The following is an 18,846-nucleotide window of genomic DNA, read 5'->3' as shown; positions in this document are numbered from 1 at the left end:
CGCCACTTTGTAAGCAGGCGCTGGATATTTTCTTCCGCATTAGGGTTATTGCGCTCGCCAGCGGCAGGATCGCTCATACCCCGCTGCATATCGATGATCATCAGGGCGACAGGTTGATTACTCGTTACCAATCCAACATCCTCTTTTATAGGCTTCTTGGATCAGGCGTAAATCCAAGTGCTTACGTGAAAGCTGTGCGTTACTAGCCAGCCCCTTCCCAAAATTACTCGAAATACTTTAACCGCCTATACAGCTTGGCTAGAAAGCGAGCGCCAACTATTAGGCCAATGCTGAGCACCACCGCTGCTAGCGAGCCGTAGGCCACTATGCCTCCCCACGCCCATTGGCCAATCGCTGTGCTCAAATGCTGAACGAAAAGATACACACCGATCAAGAAGCTGCCTGCGCGTACCAGGCCCTCCTCGGCAATCGTTAAAGCAGGCTCAGCACGCTCTTCTCCAAGAAATTTATTGGCCAGCGTTACCGCAGAAAACCACAGTACGATACCCGCGATGATAGGAATAACAGCAGTGGCTGCGAGCCATGGCAGCCACTGGGCTAGCTCCGCATCGTAGCCTGGACTAAACAGCAGCGGCGATACGCTTAGCAAAGGCGTAATGGCGAGGTAAATAGCGAGTAATCGAATCAAAAGAATGGAGAAAGGTTTCATAGGCTTACCTTACATTTAAACCTCCAGCATAAGCCAAATTTGGCCCAAAAACATGGTACCCGATACAACATTGCCTTGGTAATTTCTTACCAAGGCAATGAAGCAGTACGGTTACACTCTGTATAACGCACAAATGTAGAACCGGTTGTTTAACGATCCCGAATGACAATCGGACCAATGGGCGCAACATTAGGCATGAACAGCATGACTTCGTTAACGTCGTGCATAGGGGCGACAAAATCGGCTTTCCAGGTGCCTACGCGTGGGTTCTTGTCTGGTTCGTAGTTAAAGCTCAGGCGCAAGTTGTCTGGCGCGACCACACCTCCATCCTCACGCAGCAGCGAGAACGACTGGTCGCCGAACTCGGCGTAGATCTGCCCGTCAATTCGATCTAGCGGGATATCTTCATAAATGATCTCGCCAGAGTAACCTGGGTAGTCCGTCACGAAACGTACTTCAATATGTAAAACGCCCTCTTTGCGAACGGCTTTATAAGGCTCAGCGTAGGCGTGACCACTGGCGGTGGGCGCGCGCTCAGCATTAAGTGCAAATGCTGACGTGCTGGCTAGTGTTGTCATTAACAGCAGTGAAAGCGTGTTACGAAGCTTCATATCTGGCTCTTTTCGGGGTAGTGAGTGGAGTGGTCGTTGGCGAAGTGATATCAGTCAGTGGTTACCAACGGAACAGAGCCGCCCGAAGGCGGCTCTGCTGTACTTGCTATACTTGTCTACTTAATCAGCTTCGATACCGAAAGCGTTTAGGCCCGCGCGGAATACGTCGGTGTTGTCGATCCAGTAGTGGCTGTCTTCGTCTACTTCATAGCGGGAAAGACCGTCTTCTGCCTGAGCGATGTCGAAGAAGAACTCAGCGCCCGCGCCGTGGGCATACAGCGGTACCAGCTCACGCGTGTGGGTATCGGAATGCCAACGTACCAAGGGTAGCGCGCCAGCCCCCTGATTAACGATCGGGCTATAGGCATTTACATCAGAGTCAGGGCCTTGAAGCAAACCGTTACCGTGATCAGTCGTTACAATGATCAAGGTATCGTCCCAGGAACTGTTGTTTTCTACCCACTCAACGGCCGCTTCCACAGCTTCGTTGAAGTCGATTTGCTCTTCGATAATACGCGGCAGGTTGTTAGCGTGAGCAGCCCAATCCACAGCGCCACCCTCAACCATCAGGAAAAAGCCATTTTCGTTGCCGTTTTCACTGGCGTTGAGCACGTTCAAAGCGCCGCTCGTCAGTGTGGCAAGGCTTGGTGACGTATCCAGTAGATTACCGCCGGTTACGCCGGGGCGGCTGTATTGCAGCGTCTGAATGTTCTGCACCAGGCCCAGTACTTTGTCCTTGGGAAGATCCAACTCACCCGCAGCCAGAGCTTCAAAATCGTCCTTGCTTTCGATAAAGGCGTAATCCGTTTCGCCGCCTACCAAGCGCTGGTAGGTCTCTTCGCCACCGATAAAGCGGAAATCGCTCTCACCGGGGTTATCGACATGCTCGCCGGCTGCATCGTAATAGGGGTGCCCGGTACCGATGGCGACAGTGGCAAGGCCAGAATCGACAATTTCGCGGCCAATGGCTCTATAGTCGTTGCGGCTTACGTTATGGGCCATGAAACCGGCAGGCGTCGCGTGGGAGACCTGCACCGATGAGACAACACCCAGAGCGCGGCCGCTATCAACAGTGTATTCGCCAATATGCTTAAGCGGCTCATCATCGTTGGACCAGTTGATGGCGCTGTTATAGGACTTATGGCCTGAAGCCAGCGCCGTTGCCGCTGCAGCGCTGTCGGTGTAATCAGCCCGAGCGTAGTCGTAACCGGCAAAGTAGCCCTTGTAGTTACCCAGGCTACCTTCGTAAACGGTATCTACCGCCTCGTCGTTCCAGAGCTCGGCTGGTTCAAATGTAACCGTACCGTCATCACTCTTGGTGGGTGTGGTAGAGGTGTTTAACGGATGCGTTGCCATGAAAAGCTGTGTGTCAAACTCATCATAAACTTCATGGCCCAGCGCGCCGTGACGGAAGTAGCTTGCCGCACGGAACGTCTCGATACCGGTACCGTCGGTGATCATCAAAATAACGTTCTTAGCTGTGTTTTCCTGCGCTAATACCGGCGTAACCATGACCGATGCCAGTGCCAACGTGAGTGCATTGCGCGTAAAGTTCTTCATTTTCATCCCTAAAATAAATTTAGCTAATTCGATATCCAACAAATCGTAGCGCCTAAAAATGTCATTTTCATGAACATCAATGAAGGTAAGTCAATTATTTCTAATAAACATGAATCGCAATCAGCAGCCGATCCGTAAAACTGTTCATTGTGGGTTTTGCCTGAGTAACGCTTGCACGCTTGGTCACAACACATATACTGTATATATATACACCAATCTAGAAAAAGGCAGGCGTATGGCGTCTCTCGGCAAATCACCAATACGGACCACCGTGCACAAAGGCCGCGGGGCAACCTATGACCCGCACAACCGCTTTGCCCCAACCCATAGCGTGGCAGAAGACGACGGATGGTGGCGCGAAGAGACTTCCCCCACACGGGCAACTGAAGTACGCGAAGAAACCAGTAAGAGTGCGCTTTCCTGGAACCGGTCGCCAGACTTGCCTTTTGATCGCTCATTGAACCCTTACCGAGGTTGCGAACATGGCTGTGTTTACTGCTATGCCCGCCCTTCTCATGCCTATTGGGATCTGTCGCCGGGACTTGATTTTGAAACCAGGCTGATTGCCAAAAATGGCCTGGTTGAGCGATTAAGTGAGGAGTTTTGCAAGCCTGGATACGTCTGCCGACCAATCAATCTCTCTGGTAATACCGATTGTTACCAGCCACTAGAAGCCAAGCGCCAATTAACGCGTCAGTTGCTTGAGCTATTATTGGCTTGCCGCCATCCAGTCACTATTGTGACCAAAAGCACGTTAGTGTTACGGGATATGGATCTGCTGGCTGAGATGGCCGAACACCGCCTGGTGCGCGTATTTATTAGCCTGACCAGCCTGGACGCCAATATGAAACGCACGCTGGAACCTCGTGCGGCCTCTCCTCAAGCGCGTTTAAAAGTTATCCGTGAGCTGAATACTGCTGGCATTCCCGTCGGGACGCTTGTGTCTCCGGTCATCCCCGGATTAACAGATCATGAAATGGAGCGGATTCTTGAGGCCGCCAGCCGTGCTGGCGCACGAACGGCGTCCTGGATGCTGCTGCGCTTGCCCCATGAAGTCGCTCCACTCTTTGAAGCCTGGCTGGAAGCCCATTACCCAGAGCGTGCGGCCAAGGTAATGAGCCTGATTCGCCAATGCCGGGGCGGCAAGGCCTACGATGCTCAGTTCGGTAAGCGCTTTCGCGGCGAAGGTATTTTTGCCGATATGATTGCACAACGCTTTAATCGCGCCAGCCGCCAGTGGAACTTTCAATCTCGTTCCGAGCAAGGGCTGAATACCCGAGACTTTCGCCCGCCCAACGCTCAGGGTGAGCTTTTTTATTAAAGCCCATGAAAAAGGCATTTGCCTGACATACTCTCAGCTTACTGAAAGTGCCAAACAAATGCCTGAGTGATTACTACTTCTGTTTTTCGCTATTCGTCATAGCTCTGCTTAAAATCTAATGGACGACCTTTCTAAACACCCTCCCATGGTTCATCAATGCAGCTTTTCTCCATCAACAGTGATGTGATGCGTACTGCGGGCTTTGGGATGAATAAAGTAGTGACCTTCGGGCGCGGTATGGGGCTTGATATGGTGTAGTTTAAGGTTTTTTGGCGCAGCGCTTTTATTATGCACTCCATAAATAATAAACGGAATCGATAGCACTACAAGGAAACAGCCGATCAGCAAACCGGTATACACTTCGTTAGACTCTTTTCCTGGCAACCCCGTGGGAGGGAAGAAGGAGACGACAAAAGCAACTAAAGAAGTAAGTAACCCCACTACTGCAACGGCAATTTTTATTTTGTTACCGCCAGGGATATTGAAGGTACGTTGATTTTCAGGCTGTTTTCGAACAAGGGTAATGTAAGCCAAGAATAGCATAAAGTAGCTGCACAGATAGATAACGACGGTTAGCGCTAGTGCAATCAGGAAGGACATATTATTTCCTCCCCCCGTATTCGTCAGAATAATCAATGCGATAGTTGTAATGGTTAGCTGAGAAATAACCAACGCCACCGGCACGCCGTTCTTGTTTACTTTAGCAAAACGCGCCGGCAATATACCCTGCTGCGCGGTTACCAACATGCCGCGTGATGGTCCAACAATCCATGCGGCTATTTCAGCCAGCACGCCCAGCAATAGCAGCGCAGCAATAATCCGAATAGCCCATTCAAAATGGCTGCCAAAGTGGTTAATCAACACACTGAACGTTTGCATCACGCCCGCAGATAAGTTGATTTGCTCGTGAGGAATAACAGATGCAATCGTCAACCCACCGAGAGAACTTAAGAGAATGGCAGAAACCATAAGAAATAACATGGCGAGAGGATAGTCACGACCAGGGTTTTTCATCTCATTGACATGAGTCGCCGACGCTTCAACCCCCATATAACTCAGTATAAAAGCGACAAACACTACCAAGGTACTCATACTACCAAAGGTGGGGAAAAACGTCTGTGCACTCATTTCAATAGCGACCGGCGCACCTGAGCGAAGATACAAAACTGCAAGCCCAATTAAGATAAAAGCGGGCAGTAGAATACCTGCAAAAAAGCCTAGCTTTGCAATCCGCGCCGTATTCTTGGTACCGCCAAACTGAGTTAACGCTAATCCCCACAATATAATCAACGCCGCAATCGTTTTGACTATCGGGTCGCTATTCAGTGCAGGCCAATTAAGAATATAAGAGAGTGCGCCTAGCACGAAGTAAAGCATAGGAATAAAGCCGACAGCAATTTGCAAATAGCCAAAGGAGATTGCCGCAAATCCCCATCGTTCACCTAGCGTTTTGGATACCCACGTAAAAACTCCGCCCTCTTCCCAGCCTTTAACCGTCGCCATTTCTGCCGCGCAAAGCCCTACCGGAATAAACCACAGAACCCCACCAAGAATAAGAAAGAAGACCAACGAGAAACCCGATGTTGCAAAGGTAGGATATTCATATACCGCCATTACCATTGAAGCCGTTATCGCGAAGAAACCCAATAACGAAAGCTGCTTTGGCGCGGCTGTCGATTGTGTATTATCCATATTTATTCCCCGAAGAAACGAATTATTAATCCGTCATTCTTTTATTTGCTAATTAGAGCGGCGATGTCTAGCCGCCCTAACAACCAAAGAGTCTCAAATCAGGAATGATTAAAGCCGCTGGCTTCATCTTCTGATAGTGGATTAACCACGGGATGATCTTCAAAATGCTGAAGTGCTCGCTTCATATCTTCAATTAACAAGCAGCCTAGATCGTAGCTCACCCCATGACGAACAAGGATACGCTGGATAACCAAGTCTTCACGGTGAGCTGGCATAGAATAAGCAGGGACTTGCCAGCCGCGCGAACGTAATTTGTCGGCCAGGTCATAGAGCGTATAACCGCCAATATTTGCTCCCTCTTTCAGCTTCCATGCCAACGCAGGAATACCTTCATTGCTGTTCCCATCAAAGAGGATTTCGAAGGGGCCTAGTTTACTAATCTCATCTGCAATATGCTGCGCGGTAGCGTAACAGGCATTATGGATTTTGGCGTAACCTTCACGGCCAAGTCGCAGGAAGTTGTAGTACTGCGCAATGATTTGCCCGCCGGGGCGCGAAAAATTGAGCGCGAATGTCGGCATATCACCGCCGAGATAGTTAACGTTAAAAATGAGCTCTTCGGGCAAGTCTATTACTTCACGCCAGACCACCCAGCCAGCTCCCAAAGGTGCAAGCCCAAATTTGTGGCCAGACGTGTTAATGGACTTTACTCTCGGGAGTTGGAAGTCCCACACTAGATCTGGCGCGCAGAACGGAGCCAAGAAGCCCCCACTGGCACCGTCAACGTGCATAGGAATATCCAGGCCGGTTTCTTGTTGCAATTGATCCAGCGCATCGCTGACAGCTTTTACTGGCTCGTATTGGCAAGTAAAGGTAACGCCCAGCGTTGGTATGACGCCAATCGTATTTTCATCAACGCGTTTGATAACTTCCTCTGGGCTCATAATCAAGCGATCGCCTTCCAGCGGAATTTCACGCAGTTCAACATCAAAATAACGGGCAAATTTGTGCCAGCAAATTTGTACTGGTCCACAAATCATATTTGGTTTATCAGTGGGCAACCCTTCTGCCGCACGTTTTTTCCGCCATTGCCACTTAAGCGCTAGCCCGCCAAGCATTGCGGCTTCTGAAGAGCCAATCGTCGAGCATCCCATGGTTGTTTCTGGCGAGGGTGAGTTCCAGAGATCTGCTAACATCCTAACGCAGCGTGCTTCGATCTCCGCAGTTTGTGGATATTCATCTTTATCGATCATGTTTTTATCGATTGAAAGATCCATCAAATTACGAATTTCATCATCAACCCACGTTTGGCAAAATGTTGCCAGGTTCTGGCGGGAATTTCCATCAAGCATTAATTCGTCACGAATGGCGCTAAATACATTGTGAGGATTCCGTTCCTCATCGGGAAACCCGGATTTCGGCAACGATGTCGCCAAGTCAATTGATGCATATACATCGTCATTATCATTACGTGCATTTAACCCTTTGACATCCATCGTACTACCCCCAGTTTTTTATATGGATCACGTTTACTGCTCAAAGATCAGCTAAAACCACCCTACCAAACCATCAACATTTACTATACCTACATAGATGGTGCTTTTAGTCTATGACAAAATCTTAAAAATGAAAAATCGTAAGTATGATTTAAAAAATTATTTCGCCAGCAAACGTCTATCCATTTGAAAATGCTAAAAATATTACCAACCAAGGCGTGACATCTCTTTCTCATAGCACCCAACGGGTAGAAAAGTGGTTTAATAACGAGTATAAGAAAATATACCAACTCATCAATAGATTAAAAACCTTGACGCTACAAACATCCAAACAATGGCTCCCATATTAATCTACACAACGGTATAGGATTATCTTCAAGGCCATAGCACGATATGACCACTCAATAAAAACAACTTAAGCCACTGTTTTACAATAAGGCATCATGAGTGAAAAAGGTATTTTATCCAGCCATCATTTAATGAATACTGGGTGACTCGACCAAGAATTAGAAAGATAAATATTCAACAAGCAACACCTAACAGGTCCCATAAAAAGGCATTTGCCTGACATACTCTCAGCTTACTGAAAGTGTCAAACAAATACCTAAAGGAGTAGCCTTGTTGCTTTCGCTATTCGTAACGCTTATTTAGGCCGGTGGCGTAGCTCATTAAGCACTAACGTAAAGAAACTACGAATTTCGTTCATTTTGGGTCGTGCTTCTTTAATCAGCGTATCGAAAGGTTCTAGTTCGCGCTCTTGCGCTTCTCTTTGTGCAATTTCTTCTCTTATTTCTTCAATGAGCTCGGAAGAGTCATCCAGCATAGCCTTGAGCTCAGCGGTCGATGTTGACACTAGCTCGTGTTGATGGGTCATGGTCGTTTCCTCAAAACAGCGTGGTGAGCGCAATCAGGATAGCTGGCACGGCGATAAATACGCCTAATACCCAAGCAGCGGCGAGTGCTTTTCTTTCTGAGGCGACACGGCCTAGCCACTCGGCACCTTTAACAGGCAGTGGTCTTAAAAACGGTAGGCCAAAAATCACCACAACCGCAAATAAATTAAAGAAGAGGTGAACCAGTGCGATTTCCAGTGCCAGTATGGCAGTTGCCCCAGTGATTGCGGTGGCCGCAAGTAGCGCGGTAAACGTCGTGCCAATATTGGTGCCTAATGTGAAAGGGTAAATCTGACGTAAAGAGAATGCGCCTGACCCAGCTAACGGCACCATTAAGCTTGTGGTGGTAGAGGAAGACTGGACTAAAAACGTCACCACAGCACCAGAAGCAATACCGGCGACGGGGCCACGTCCAATGGCGTTATGCATAATGTTTTTTGCCTGCCCTACCATCAGTACTCTCAGCAGTGCGCCGATATAACGAATCGCTAAAAAGATCACGGCAATGCCAAAAATAATCATGGCAACGCCACCGGCAATCGTGGGCAGGTTCATGGCGACACTTTCAACCGAAGAGGTAATCGGCTTTGTTGCCATCCCAACAATATTAATACTACCCATGGAAAGATCGGCATCACCGTAAAACAGAAACGCCGTAGCGTTCGACAGCTTTTCAAGCGGATGAAAAATAAGCTCAATGGGCAGAAAAATCGCCACGGCCAGCAAGTTAAAAAAGTCATGCACTGTTGCGGCAGAGAACGCGCGCCTAAACTCGGCTTTATCACGTACATGGCCAAGGCTTACCAATGTATTGGTGACAGTAGTACCAATATTGGCGCCCATGATCATGGGCACCGCCGTAGCGACAGGCAGGCCACCCGCCACAAACGCCACGATAACGGAAGTAACGGTTGAAGATGACTGTATCAGGGCCGTCGCGACAATCCCAATCATCAAACCAACAAAGGGGTTGGTGGCAAATTCAAACAACTGAGCGGCATGGCCGCCCGCGGCAATCTTAAAGCCATTACCTATGATGGATACGGCACAGATTAGGAAATACACCAGCAATGCAAGCGTGAGCCACTGCCTTAGCGTGCCCTTGCGCCGGACTTTTATTCTTCTACCCTGGCTTGGTAAGACCTCTTGCACAGCACTATTGATATTTTCGGCCATTGCCACACCCTCTTGGAAGGAAGAACGCACGTATAACCCACCCACTCCTGCAAAGAGTGGCGTCTATAAGTGACATAGGCGTGACAACGGCGTGGCACTATCGTGTTAGAGCGAACGGTGTTGGAGCGAAGAGAGATTGTTCACAGTGGGCAACATCAAGCGAATACCGCTACTTCCTGGAAGCGGCACCCCATGTAAGTTACCCACGCTTGAACAATCGAAAGTGCTTTTTCCCTTTTTGTACGATCCAGTATTGGTCAAAAAGCGCGAATGCTTGACTTAGCTGCCCTTGCTCGGCGCGCTCGCCGTTGATACGTACAGCGTTCTGGTCAATCAATTCACGGGCTTGCCGCCTGGATGAGGCGAGTTCGCTTGCCACCATAGCTTCTTCCAGCGTCTGTCCAAACGCTACGTCTTGGCAGCGTAGCCCATCAAGTTCAAGTTGCTGTAGCTCACTACATGAGAGCGCAGCTACTTCACCACTGAACAGTGCCTGGGAAATACGCTGAGCAGCAGCCAGCCCCTCCTCGCCATGCACAAAGCGGGTAATGGTTTCAGCAAGTACACGCTGCGCTTGGGGCTTGCCAGCGGCCTGCTTGTCTTCTGCTTCGATTGCGTCGATGTGATCGCAATCCATGAACGTGTAATAGCGTAAAAAACGGTAAACGTCAGCATCATCCGTATTCAACCAGAACTGGTAAAACTGGTAAGGCGAGGTCTGTTCCGGGCCGAGCCATACCGTACCACTTTCCGTTTTACCGAATTTGGTACCGTCGGATTTGGTGATCAACGGCAGCGTCATACCGAACACCTGCTCGCCGTTCAGGCGGCGTGTGAGGTCGATACCACTGACGATATTGCCCCACTGGTCGTTGCCACCCACTTGTAACCGGCAGCCCAACATCTTGTTGAGGTGGGCAAAGTCATAGGATTGCAGCAGCGCATAGCTGAATTCAGTAAACGACATGCCCTGGTCAGGCCGTTCAAGACGCTGACGAACGGATTCACGGTTAACCATCGCATTCATCGAGAAGTGTTTGCCCACATCGCGAAAGAAGTCGATCACGTTAATATGGCCAATCCACTCTGCGTTATTAACGGCTTTCAAAGGCGCGTCGAGGTGTGGGGCCATCAACCAATAAATCTGTTCGCTTAAGGCGTTAACCCAGCCCTCAACCGTTTCGGGAGAGTTAAGCGAACGCTCCGCCGCCTTGAAGCTGGGGTCACCAATCAAGCCGGTGGCCCCCCCGACCAACGCCACACCTTGGTGGCCGGCATCCTGAAAGCGTTTGAGCATCAATAAGGGCACCAAGTGCCCGATATGCAGGCTGCCCGCCGTGGGGTCAAAACCGCAGTAAACGGTCTGCGGTGATTCGAGCAGAGCCTGAAGCTCATCCAGGTGAGTTGTCTGCGCAATCAAACCACGCCGTTCAAGGTCGTGAAGCAATCCCTGTACAGTCATCATGCTCGCCTTTTTAGCCATTAGAGAAGATGGTCATAGGCTAAAAGTTGGCGGCGCAATCCGCGATATCCCTAAAGGGATAGAAATCAGGATTGGGTGACGGGCAGTGAGGTAATGGCATGATTGATAAACAGGCCAAAGAGCTCGCTTAACGACGCCACACCCAGCTGGGCGTAAATACGTTTGCGGTGATTCTTGACCGTACCTTGGGTGATCTGCAGGCGCTCGGCAATCTCTTCGGAATCCAGGCCCTGCACCATCAAGGCAGCCACCTGCTGTTCACGGTGGGTTAAATGCGCCTGCCCAAAGCTGCCAATGGCCTGGTGAATGTGCTGGCTAATCGGCTGATCGGGCTGCAAAGGCTCAGAAAGATACAGCGGATTATTGCCCCACTGTTTGCGGCACAGCGCGGCCAGCAGCTCAATATACAGCTCAAGGTAGTGGGCATCGGAGGAAGAAAACCCGCCACTCTCCGCCAACAATCCCAGGTAGATAACTATCCAGCGGGCGTCATCCAGACGAATGGCGAGACAAAGTTCATCCTGCCAGCCGGTTCGCTGATAGAAGTTGCTGGCATACTCGTTATACCCGGCAGGCGGTACCACATCGGCCATACACAGCACACCTTGGCGCGGTGCCTGGTCGAGCGCTACCAGAAAAGGGTCCTGCTGGTAATCCTGTAGCAAGTAGCGCTGAAAAAGCAGCTCACGGCGCTCGGGAATGGAATCGAACAGGTAGATAGGGTGTTTGTCAGGCCGGTACCCAATGATCACCGCACAGTCAAAGTGGATAATGGTTTTGATAAGCGCCGTCAGCTGTGAGGTGAAGCTCACCGTGTGCAGCGCATCAATCGTCTGCGTTAACGCATGCGGCATGGCGTCTTTAAAGAGAGTAGGCATACGTATTAAACGGTGGCTGTGGCAGAGGACGTTCAGTATGCTTTAGTCCGCGCTCATTTATAAGACATTCACACAGTAGATTTTATGACCGACTCTCTCAGCAAGACAAAATCCAGCTTTTATCGACGTCTTTACGTGGCTTACCTGATCGACCAGGGCGTCGCTAGCGTACCTGCGCTCGTGAGCGCCTGTGGCATGCCGCGTCGTACGGCTCAGGATACGATTGCGTCACTTGCCGAACTGGACATTGAATGCCAGTTTCAACCAACCCAAGGCGAGCGCCATAACAGTGGTGAATACCGGATTATCAGTTGGGGGCCAATTGACCCTTCCTGGGTCAAAAATCAGGCAAAACGGCTGGCCGAGGCACTGGATTATCCCTCGCTCTCGTTTTGATTGCCTGTTGGTTCAGATGCTCAATCACGCCAGGCAAGCCGGGCGGCATTCAGCGTAACGCTTAATGAACTGGCGACCATGGCCAGCACCGCCACCAGCGGGGGAATGGCCATCACGATCACCAAGCCCAGTGCTAGCGTATTATAGACGGCCGACAGGGTTAAATTCTGCAACATGACACGCCGAGTTGCCTGAGCAGTGGCAAGCCCCTCAACCAGGCTAGCAACGCCCGGTTTCAGTAAATGCGCAGCTGCACCTTCACGGGCGGCATCACTGGCGTTGAAAGGGGCTGCCCCAATATCGGCGGCCGCTAGGCTTAAGGTGTCATTAACCCCATCGCCCACAAACAGCGTAGGCCCTGGCAGCCCCTGAACCAAGCGGGCTTTCGCCTCCGGCGAACACTCTGCAAAACATGCATTAGGCGCCAGCCCTAGACGCTCAGCCACCGCCTCAACGGCGCCAGGCCTATCTCCACTCAGCATGACCACCCAGTAATCGGCTTGCAGTGATTGAATACTCGGCGCGGCATCCTTATACGGCGTATCTTCAAGATAGAAGCTCCCTAACCAGCCTTGAGCATCCGCCAGTATCACTTCAGAGGCGGCAAGTAAGGTATCTGCTTCTGGTAGCTCAATACCTTGGCGAGTTAAAAAGCGTTGGCTGCCCAGCCAAATATCGCCATGTTCAGGCAAGTGAAGGTGCACCCCTTGCCCAGGCACCTCTTCTATCACCTGGGATTGCCGAGGCACGTATGTCGGGTCAGAACCCGCCCAACGCGTGAGCGCTTGGGCCAAGGGATGCTGGCTGTTGGCTGCCGCTTGATACAACGTGGCTTTAACCGCTGGCTCGGTCACCCCTTCACGGTTTGCCCAATGCACTAGCACCGGTTCGCCCTGCGTTAACGTGCCGGTTTTATCCAGCGCAATGGTTTTTACTCTCGCCAGCGTTTCAAGCGCTGCCGGGTCGCGCAAGGCGACCCCCTGGTTTAGCAGTCGGCCGCTCCCCGCCAGGCTTGCCAATGGCACGGCCAAACCTACGGCACAGGGGCATGCAACGACCAGAACTGAAAGCGCTCGAACGGCGGCATCTTCAAGGCCAAGCCCCAATAATAGCCCCACCGGCAGAGTAGCTAACCCCAGTATCAACGCCACGGGGCTTAACCAGGCAGCAAAGCGGTCGGCGAGTTTTTGCAGCTCGCCCTTTTGCGTCTGGTAATGGCGCATTTGGTCGCGAAGACGATCCAGACGCCGTTCGCCAAAGGCATGAGTGACCGTCATACTGACATCATCGCTGCCTAGTAACCGACAGCCGGCATAAATTGGCTCGCCTTTAGGAAAGTGGCGAGGCGTACTCTCCCCCGTCAGCGATGCGGTATCCACCCACGCGGCCTCTTCTAAAATGCCGTCCAGCGCAATAAGCTCACCCGGCGTGAGCATTACCCTGGCACTCGGTAGCACCTCAGCCAAGGGTTTCACCTGCCACTTGGCGCCCTCCCACACCAGCGCCTCACCCTTTGGTTGGGGCAGGACATCAAGGGCTTTTAACCCGCGATGACGACACAGTGTTTCCACTAGCCGCCCGCCTAGCAAAAGTCCAATGAGCATGACAGCTGTATCGAAATACACCTCGGCAGAGCCGCGCCACAAAAGCCCGAACGACACCACGACCGCAGACCAAACGCCGAGAGTCACCAGCACGTCCATGCCCGGACGTTTGGCACGCAGCGTGCGCAGGCCCGCCCGATAAAACGGCCACCCGGCAAAGGCCACAACGGGAATAGAAAACGCCCCCGATACCCAAGCGACGACCCACTCAATCGTTGGGTTGGGCAACGCTCCTGCGTAAATCAAAAGAGATGCCAGCATGGTCCACATGCCAAACACGGACCCCACCAGCAGGCGTAAACTCAAATAGCGGCTTTCCTGTTCAAGGCGCGCATGCGCGTCTGCACCAGCTTCCAGCTCGGTTAATCGGTAGCCCAGGCGCTTTACTCCAGGGGCCAACGTGTCGAGCGAGATAGCCTCAGCAGCTCCTTTTACCCATAGCGTGGCGGTTGGGTAGTGAACGCTGATGCTCTCAATCCCCTTTCGGTGGCTAAGCACACCCTCCACGGCGAGCGCACAACTGGTGCACCACATGCCGTTTAGCGTGTACAGCGCTTCTTTAGCGCTTGGCTCCCCCTGCGCCTGCATCGGTGGCTCTTTACCGCTTACAGACAAGGCGGTAAGCCAACCATCGGCCCGGCGACAAACACCACGCCCAAGGCAGAAAACACGTATAGCCATGCGGACACAAAGGCATTAAAGTGCTGCCGCCCTTTATGCTGTTTAGCTTCTTGAAAACACCCCCAGGCAAGCCCGGCCAATAGCACGGCGGTTACCAGGCTCAGCAACAACAGAGTGATATTGATATGGTTAAATGCACCCAAGTCAGGCTCTGGCGGCACCACGGCGCAGGCAACCGATAGCCCGCCGTAAATGGCGACAAACCAGATGCTCCAAAGCGTCAACCCACCTACAAAATGGCCCGGATGAGTAAGATTTAATCGCTGCACGATTGCTTTCATCGCTTAGCCTCCAATCACGCGCGGTAACACGGCCAGCGCAATAACCAATATCCAGAACACCACCACGTTATAGCGCCAGAAATAAGCGACGACTACCGGTTCAAACGGCGCATGCAATCCCACATAGCGATAACCAACACGTAAGCCCTGGAGCAGGGAAAGTACCGCCCCCAAGGCGCTATGCAGCAGCGCGTAGTAGAGGCCTACCATCAGAATTGCATCATGCGACGTTTCAGTAACCGCCAGGTTAGCGCGCACCATTACCCATAAAATCAGCGCAAACTGAACGCCGCCCAATAGCGCGGCGCCGTAAAAGTTAAATGCCAAGCCACGCTCTTGTTGCTTACGCAGTCCTCGTACGCTCTTCTCCATTAACGCCGCACCACCCAGTAATGCGCCACCCGCGATGACAAGCGCTATTAAGGAAAGCGGCGATGTCTCGGGCATCCGCCATTCAGGCGATATCGTCCATAGATAGAACCAGCCAAATAGATAAGACAGGAAAAAAGATCCATTGGCGATCATTGCGGTTGTCATGGCCCAAACGCCGGGGCCATCCATGGTTCGGGAGTGCAGCGGTGGGTCGCCAGGCGTAACATTAGCGTTAGGTGCCGCTTTAGGATGGGCCCCGTTCTCCCACGACCAGCGCAGCAGGAAAACGACCGCCACCACTGCCCCCAAACCGGCCAACGGGTACCAGCGCAATAACAGGCTGATACACACTATCGCCAGCGCCATAGCAGCAAAAAGCGGCCACCAGGAGTTACTGGGCACATGAATAACTTCACGCACTTTACCGGTTAGCGGGTCGGTGCCCCACATCTCGCGGCGGCCGTGGTCTGCTGAGGCCAGGCCGTATTTGCCTTCTTCCATCTCCTGCGGCAACTCAGGATGCTCCCAAAGCGGGTGGCGTGTTTCAATAGGAGGCAAGCTGACAAAGTTATAGGGAGTCGGTGGCAGTTTATTGGCCCACTCCAGTGTATCCGCATTCCATGGATTGGTTTTGGCGGGTTTGCCGTAGCGAAAGTGCAGCGCGATATCAATCAGCACCATGGCGACCCCTGCCGACATCACAAACCCGCCGATGGAAGACAACAAGTTAAAAATATCCCAGCCCAATCCCGTGTCATAGGTATAAACCCGCCGGGGCATTCCCAAAAGACCTGTCCAGTGCATAACCAAAAAGGTGGCATTGAAGCCAATAAACACCAGCCAGAAGCCCCACTTGCCAATCGTTTCAGAGGGCATCCGCCCTGAAAAAAGCGGCAACCAGTAGTAAAGCCCGGCCATTAACGGGAAAAGCATGCCGCCTACCAGTACATAGTGCATATGCGCCACGACAAAGTGCGTGTCATGCACCTGCCAGTTAAAGGGCACTAGCGCCAACATAACGCCGGTTAAACCACCGCACACAAAAATGACCAAAAATCCGACGATCCATAGCATCGGGAGTTTCATTTTGGGTTTACCAAGCCACAGTGTGGCCAACCAGGCAAAGATTTGAATACCGGTAGGTATCGCCACCAGCATACTGGCAGCTGAGAAAAATGCCTGAGCCAGTTGGGGGATGCCCACCGTAAACATGTGGTGGACCCATAGCCCAAAGCTAATAAATCCCATCACGGTAATGGCGAATACAACCCAGCCGTAGCCTACGATAGGCCGACCGGCGAAGACGGGAATCAGCGTTGAGACAATACCAGCAGCCGGCAGAAAGATGATGTAAACCTCTGGGTGGCCAAATAGCCAGAACAGGTGCTGCCAGAGTACCGGGTCGCCGCCGCCTGCGATGTCGAAAAATGGCATGCCTACAGCACGCTCAAGCTCCAGCAAGATACTGCCCAGAATAAGGGGCGGAAACCCCACCACAATCATCAGCGCCATGGCCAAAATGTACCACGCAAACAGCGGCATCTTGTGCAGCGCCATCCCTTGAGTACGGGTTCGTAGAATGGAAACCACCAACTCTACCCCGGCTGAAAGCGCCGAAATCTCAACGAAGGTGATCCCCAACAGCCAGAAATCGGAACCGAGGCCTGGCGAATACTCGCTACTGCTAAGCGGCGTGTACATAAACCAGCCGCTGTCCGGCGCCATTTCCAGCACCATGCTGAAAGAAAGAATGATGCCGCCAAACAGATAACACCAGTAGCCCAGCGCGGTTAACCGCGGGCACACCAGGTCACGCGCGCCAATCATCTTGGGGATCATATAGATCGCCAAGCCTTCCAAAATGGGAATGGCGAACAAAAACATCATCACCGTGCCGTGCATGGTGGTGACTTGACTATAGATTTCGGGCGTTAAAAAGCCTTGATCGGGTGTCGCAATCTGCGTGCGAATCAGCATCGCCAAAATGCCGCCAAACAGAAAGAAGGCCATCCCGGTGACCATAAATCGAAGGCCAAGCGTGGTGTGGTTAACAATGGTTAACGCTTTTAAACCAGGAGGATTTGCCCATACCTCTGCAAGGTCATTGTGTAACTTTTGAAGATCTTCAGGGCCAGTTGCGTCGCGATCAATCGTTGTCATGGGGTCAAGGTCTCCAGCCAAGCACCCAGGGACTCCAAGGTGGCAGTATCCATATGGTTATGAGATGGCATTTTGTTACTCGGCTTAAGCGTTTGGTGATTTTCCAACCAGTAGTGAATGGCGCCCTCCTCCATGGGGAGCGTGCCCGCGCCCAGGGTATAGCGCGCACCAATATCAGAAAGATCAGGCCCAATAGTGGAGGCAGAGAGCCCAGCAACGCTATGGCAGCTGGCACAGGTAGATGCAAACTCATCCCGCGCTTGGGCAAAGTCATCATTTGCAAGTGCCCGTTCGGCCAAGCGCTCTTCCTGCCGTTCAGCGAGCCACGCGTCATACGCTTCACGTTCTACAGCTTCAACGTAAAACTCCATATTCGCATGCTGAGCACCGCAAAACTCCGCGCACTGACCACCAAAGACGCCCGGCGCATCAGCCTCAAGACGAATAACATTGGTGCGCCCGGGTAACATATCGATCTTGCCACCTAGCCTGGGCACCCAAAAGGAGTGAATAACATCAGCGGAGGTAACGTGAAAATCTACAGGTTCCCCCGCAGGCATGATGAGCTGGTTCGCGGTGACGACTTCTCCGCCTTCTGCTCCCGGGTAGCGAACTTCCCACCACCATTGATGGCCGATCACCTCAATCACTTCAGGGGGCTGGCCCAACGGTAGCGGCAACATTCGCTTGCCAGTCGGCACCCCAAAAATAAGTAACGCTGTAACGCTCAAAACAGGCAGTAAAATGCCCCCACCAATAATCCAGCGGCGAGCAATTTTACGCTCCTCTTGAGGCGTACGTTCCTGGTACTTACGTTTGAAGGTATAAAGCCATAACGCCACCACGCCAATCAGCACCACCGTGGCAAATGTCAGCATTATCCACCAGATTAGGACCACATCGCGTGCAGCTTGCCCAGCGGGGTCTAGAATAGACCTATCACCCGCGCAGCCTGTAAGACCTAACGTCAGAGTGCCCAGCAGGGTGAGCATGCACCGGTTGACCCACTGCGGTACAGCACGTTGAATACACAGCAAGGCGACGTGATATAAGTAACGTTCCCTCATTGTTTATTCCTTTTTTCTGCCCACAGGAAGTGATAATGGCAAACTCCAATAGGCGTAATATCAAAAGTCGCGCTTCTATTTCTGGCCACCCGCTGCATCCGCTGATGGTTCACTTTCCCGTGGCTGCACTGATGGCCCTGGTAGCCTGCGATTTGGGATACTGGTATACCGACGATCCTTTCTGGCTGCGCGTAGGTTTGTGGCTGGCGGGTATAGGGGCGCTTGGGGGCTGGCTGGCGAGTATTGCAGGCATCATTGACCTGGTGAGCGTAGGCCAAATTCGCCGTCTCATTACCGGCTGGAGCCACGCTATTGTCGCTGTTGTCATGCTCTCGCTTGCTTCGCTTAACTGGCTGATCCGGTTTAGCGAACCGGAGTTGGTGCTGCCTTGGGGCATTGCGGTTTCTGTGGTAACCGCCGGACTGGTAGCGTTGGCTGGCTGGCTGGGCGGCCAACTCGTGTATGAACACGCCGTCGGTGTCGAAGTTGAAGAGTGATGCGATAG

16 protein-coding genes are annotated in these 18,846 nt (G+C 52.0%); 3 read left to right on the top strand and 13 right to left on the bottom strand.

Features of this window, described 5'->3' with window-relative positions:
* Positions 1-223: 223 nt before the first annotated feature.
* From ACT3RQ_RS15570 to ACT3RQ_RS15560, 3 genes are all read right to left on the bottom strand, one after another.
* Positions 224-670, bottom strand: a complete 447-nt coding sequence (locus ACT3RQ_RS15570) for a hypothetical protein (RefSeq protein WP_444640450.1) — start codon at positions 668-670, stop codon at positions 224-226.
* Positions 671-819: 149 nt separating this feature from the next.
* A complete protein-coding gene (locus tag ACT3RQ_RS15565) occupies positions 820-1,281 on the bottom strand; it encodes a hypothetical protein (protein WP_444640448.1) in 462 nt (153 codons plus the stop codon).
* A 120-nt stretch (positions 1,282-1,401) separates the two neighbouring features.
* Entirely contained in the window at positions 1,402-2,841 is a 1,440-nt protein-coding gene (locus ACT3RQ_RS15560; RefSeq protein WP_444640446.1) for an alkaline phosphatase, read from the bottom strand.
* Between the two features lie 235 nt (positions 2,842-3,076).
* On the opposite strand from ACT3RQ_RS15560, the gene ACT3RQ_RS15555 reads away from it, so the two are divergent.
* Positions 3,077-4,162 (top strand): PA0069 family radical SAM protein, encoded by a 1,086-nt coding sequence (locus ACT3RQ_RS15555; RefSeq protein ID WP_444640444.1) that lies wholly within the window; start codon positions 3,077-3,079, stop codon positions 4,160-4,162.
* Between the two features lie 153 nt (positions 4,163-4,315).
* On the opposite strand, the gene gadC is transcribed toward ACT3RQ_RS15555, so the two are convergent.
* The 6 genes from gadC to ACT3RQ_RS15525 form a co-directional block, all read right to left on the bottom strand.
* Entirely contained in the window at positions 4,316-5,854 is a 1,539-nt protein-coding gene (gadC, locus tag ACT3RQ_RS15550; protein ID WP_444631289.1) for a glutamate:gamma-aminobutyrate antiporter, read from the bottom strand.
* Positions 5,855-5,952: 98 nt separating this feature from the next.
* Positions 5,953-7,350: a glutamate decarboxylase gene (locus tag ACT3RQ_RS15545; protein WP_444640442.1), complete on the bottom strand. Its 1,398-nt coding sequence runs from the start codon at positions 7,348-7,350 to the stop codon at positions 5,953-5,955.
* Positions 7,351-7,993: 643 nt separating this feature from the next.
* Complete coding sequence (locus ACT3RQ_RS15540; protein ID WP_193055111.1) at positions 7,994-8,224, bottom strand: hypothetical protein; 231 nt, start codon at positions 8,222-8,224, stop codon at positions 7,994-7,996.
* Positions 8,225-8,234: 10 nt separating this feature from the next.
* Positions 8,235-9,449 (bottom strand): Na/Pi symporter, encoded by a 1,215-nt coding sequence (locus tag ACT3RQ_RS15535; protein WP_444640440.1) that lies wholly within the window; start codon positions 9,447-9,449, stop codon positions 8,235-8,237.
* A gap of 169 nt (positions 9,450-9,618) precedes the next feature.
* Complete coding sequence (gene tyrS, locus ACT3RQ_RS15530; RefSeq protein WP_444640452.1) at positions 9,619-10,881, bottom strand: tyrosine--tRNA ligase; 1,263 nt, start codon at positions 10,879-10,881, stop codon at positions 9,619-9,621.
* Between the two features lie 86 nt (positions 10,882-10,967).
* A complete protein-coding gene (locus ACT3RQ_RS15525) occupies positions 10,968-11,780 on the bottom strand; it encodes a helix-turn-helix domain-containing protein (protein WP_444640438.1) in 813 nt (270 codons plus the stop codon).
* 84 nt (positions 11,781-11,864) lie between these two features.
* Between ACT3RQ_RS15525 and ACT3RQ_RS15520 the strand changes: the two genes are divergently transcribed.
* Entirely contained in the window at positions 11,865-12,176 is a 312-nt protein-coding gene (locus tag ACT3RQ_RS15520; RefSeq protein WP_444640436.1) for a winged helix-turn-helix domain-containing protein, read from the top strand.
* Positions 12,177-12,196: 20 nt separating this feature from the next.
* Here ACT3RQ_RS15520 and ACT3RQ_RS15515 read toward each other — a convergent pair whose 3' ends face one another.
* Genes ACT3RQ_RS15515 through coxB form a run of 4 tightly spaced genes read right to left on the bottom strand, consistent with a single transcriptional unit; the run spans position 12,197 to position 18,341 of the window.
* Positions 12,197-14,368, bottom strand: a complete 2,172-nt coding sequence (locus tag ACT3RQ_RS15515) for a heavy metal translocating P-type ATPase (RefSeq protein ID WP_444680814.1) — start codon at positions 14,366-14,368, stop codon at positions 12,197-12,199.
* A 17-nt stretch (positions 14,369-14,385) separates the two neighbouring features.
* A complete protein-coding gene (locus ACT3RQ_RS15510) occupies positions 14,386-14,742 on the bottom strand; it encodes a hypothetical protein (RefSeq protein ID WP_172118302.1) in 357 nt (118 codons plus the stop codon).
* A gap of 3 nt (positions 14,743-14,745) precedes the next feature.
* Positions 14,746-17,274, bottom strand: coding sequence for a cytochrome c oxidase subunit I (gene ctaD, locus ACT3RQ_RS15505; protein ID WP_444640434.1), 2,529 nt, complete (start codon positions 17,272-17,274; stop codon positions 14,746-14,748).
* Positions 17,271-18,341 (bottom strand): cytochrome c oxidase subunit II, encoded by a 1,071-nt coding sequence (gene coxB / locus ACT3RQ_RS15500; RefSeq protein ID WP_172118304.1) that lies wholly within the window; start codon positions 18,339-18,341, stop codon positions 17,271-17,273. The genes ctaD and coxB overlap by 4 nt, the downstream gene beginning before the upstream one ends.
* 35 nt (positions 18,342-18,376) lie before the next feature.
* Here coxB and ACT3RQ_RS15495 point away from each other — a divergent pair, with 35 nt between their 5' ends.
* Positions 18,377-18,838 carry a DUF2231 domain-containing protein gene (locus ACT3RQ_RS15495; protein ID WP_193055116.1) on the top strand — a complete coding sequence of 154 codons (462 nt, stop codon included), beginning with the start codon at positions 18,377-18,379 and terminating at the stop codon, positions 18,836-18,838.
* Positions 18,839-18,846: the final 8 nt, after the last annotated feature.

The organism is Halomonas sp. AOP43-D1-4 (assembly GCF_052446175.1).
Lineage (GTDB): Bacteria > Pseudomonadota > Gammaproteobacteria > Pseudomonadales > Halomonadaceae > Vreelandella > Vreelandella citrativorans.
The sequence above is the reverse complement of the archived record's forward strand: the minus strand, read 5'-3'. Positions and strand labels throughout refer to the sequence as shown.

Excerpts from the sequence above, each read along its gene's own strand:
- ACT3RQ_RS15570 (WP_444640450.1), bottom strand. The coding sequence starts at position 670 with ATGAAACCTTTCTCCATTCTTTTGATTCGATTACTCGCTATTTACCTC.
- ACT3RQ_RS15565 (WP_444640448.1), bottom strand. The coding sequence starts at position 1,281 with ATGAAGCTTCGTAACACGCTTTCACTGCTGTTAATGACAACACTAGCC.
- ACT3RQ_RS15560 (WP_444640446.1), bottom strand. The coding sequence starts at position 2,841 with ATGAAGAACTTTACGCGCAATGCACTCACGTTGGCACTGGCATCGGTC.
- ACT3RQ_RS15555 (WP_444640444.1), top strand. The coding sequence starts at position 3,077 with ATGGCGTCTCTCGGCAAATCACCAATACGGACCACCGTGCACAAAGGC.
- gadC (WP_444631289.1), bottom strand. The coding sequence starts at position 5,854 with ATGGATAATACACAATCGACAGCCGCGCCAAAGCAGCTTTCGTTATTG.
- ACT3RQ_RS15545 (WP_444640442.1), bottom strand. The coding sequence starts at position 7,350 with ATGGATGTCAAAGGGTTAAATGCACGTAATGATAATGACGATGTATAT.
- ACT3RQ_RS15540 (WP_193055111.1), bottom strand. The coding sequence starts at position 8,224 with ATGACCCATCAACACGAGCTAGTGTCAACATCGACCGCTGAGCTCAAG.
- tyrS (WP_444640452.1), bottom strand. The coding sequence starts at position 10,881 with ATGACTGTACAGGGATTGCTTCACGACCTTGAACGGCGTGGTTTGATT.
- ACT3RQ_RS15525 (WP_444640438.1), bottom strand. The coding sequence starts at position 11,780 with ATGCCTACTCTCTTTAAAGACGCCATGCCGCATGCGTTAACGCAGACG.
- ACT3RQ_RS15520 (WP_444640436.1), top strand. The coding sequence starts at position 11,865 with ATGACCGACTCTCTCAGCAAGACAAAATCCAGCTTTTATCGACGTCTT.
- ACT3RQ_RS15515 (WP_444680814.1), bottom strand. The coding sequence starts at position 14,368 with ATGCAGGCGCAGGGGGAGCCAAGCGCTAAAGAAGCGCTGTACACGCTA.
- ACT3RQ_RS15510 (WP_172118302.1), bottom strand. The coding sequence starts at position 14,742 with ATGAAAGCAATCGTGCAGCGATTAAATCTTACTCATCCGGGCCATTTT.
- ctaD (WP_444640434.1), bottom strand. The coding sequence starts at position 17,274 with ATGACAACGATTGATCGCGACGCAACTGGCCCTGAAGATCTTCAAAAG.
- coxB (WP_172118304.1), bottom strand. The coding sequence starts at position 18,341 with ATGAGGGAACGTTACTTATATCACGTCGCCTTGCTGTGTATTCAACGT.
- ACT3RQ_RS15495 (WP_193055116.1), top strand. The coding sequence starts at position 18,377 with ATGGCAAACTCCAATAGGCGTAATATCAAAAGTCGCGCTTCTATTTCT.